Raw genomic sequence first — 979 nt, 5'->3', positions numbered from 1 at the left:
GATGCGGCAATGGGGGGATACTTCTTAGCCCACTCTCCCTGCTCGAAGGCCGCCAACTCGGCCAGCGCCGCTTCAACAGTGGGCGCGGTGTACACGGGCTTAAGCGCCGCTGCCACGACCCGGCGCTCTTTCCAACCGGCGTAGCCTAAGCTGTTTCGGATCAGATGCACGATGCAGGTCTGTAGCGTCGTGTGTGGGAACACCGCGTTCAGGGCCTGCTCCATGCCCTTGAGGCCATCGGTGACCGCGATCAGGATGTCCTGCGTGCCACGAGTCTTCAGGTCATTGAACACCTTCATCCAGAACTTGGCGCCTTCGGTGGTCTCTATCCACAGGCCCAGGATGTCGCGCGTGCCGTCTGGCAGCACGCCCAATGCCAGATAGACGGCCTTGTTGCGTACCACGCCGTCCTCGCGCATCTTGACCCGCAGCGCGTCGAAGAACACCACCGGGTACATCGCCTCCAGCGGCCGGGCCTGCCAGGCGGTGACCTCGTCCATGACCGCATCGGTTACCGAGCTGATGAACTCAGGCGAGACCTCGGTGCCGTACTGCTCGGCCAGGAACGCCTGGATCTCGCGCACGGTCATGCCGCGGGCATACATGGCGATGATCTTGTCGTCGAACCCGGTGAAGCGCCGCTCGTGCTTGGGAATCAGGATCGGATCGAAGCTGCCGTCGCGGTCTCGCGGGATGTCTAACCGCAGAGGCCCGTCGTCCGTCAGGACTGTCTTGGCGCTCTTGCCGTTGCGCTGGTTGGCCGTGCCGGCCGGGCGCTCGGCGCCCGGCGGGTAGCCCAAATGATGGCTCAGTTCGGCACCCAAAGCTCGTTCGATCAGGGCCTTCTTGAACGCCATCGAAGCGTCCTGGACCGCCTCCGCAGTCATCGGGCCCTTTACGAAATGGGCAATCAAGTCCTCGGGGATGGTCGGCAGCTCACGGTCGGCGGCCTGACTCGTCTTGGTTTTGCGTGGCATAC

1 protein-coding gene is annotated in these 979 nt (G+C 63.7%); it reads right to left on the bottom strand.

The annotated features are described in order from the left end of the window. The coding region (locus E5S69_RS32055; protein WP_171518318.1) for an IS256 family transposase at nucleotides 1-977 on the bottom strand (977 nt) is incomplete at its 3' end. Nucleotides 978-979: the final 2 nt, after the last annotated feature.

It is taken from the genome of Cupriavidus necator (genome assembly GCF_013141915.1).
In the GTDB taxonomy this organism is placed as follows: Bacteria; Pseudomonadota; Gammaproteobacteria; order Burkholderiales; family Burkholderiaceae; genus Cupriavidus; species Cupriavidus necator_B.
This window is presented reverse-complemented; position numbering and strand designations above follow the sequence as displayed.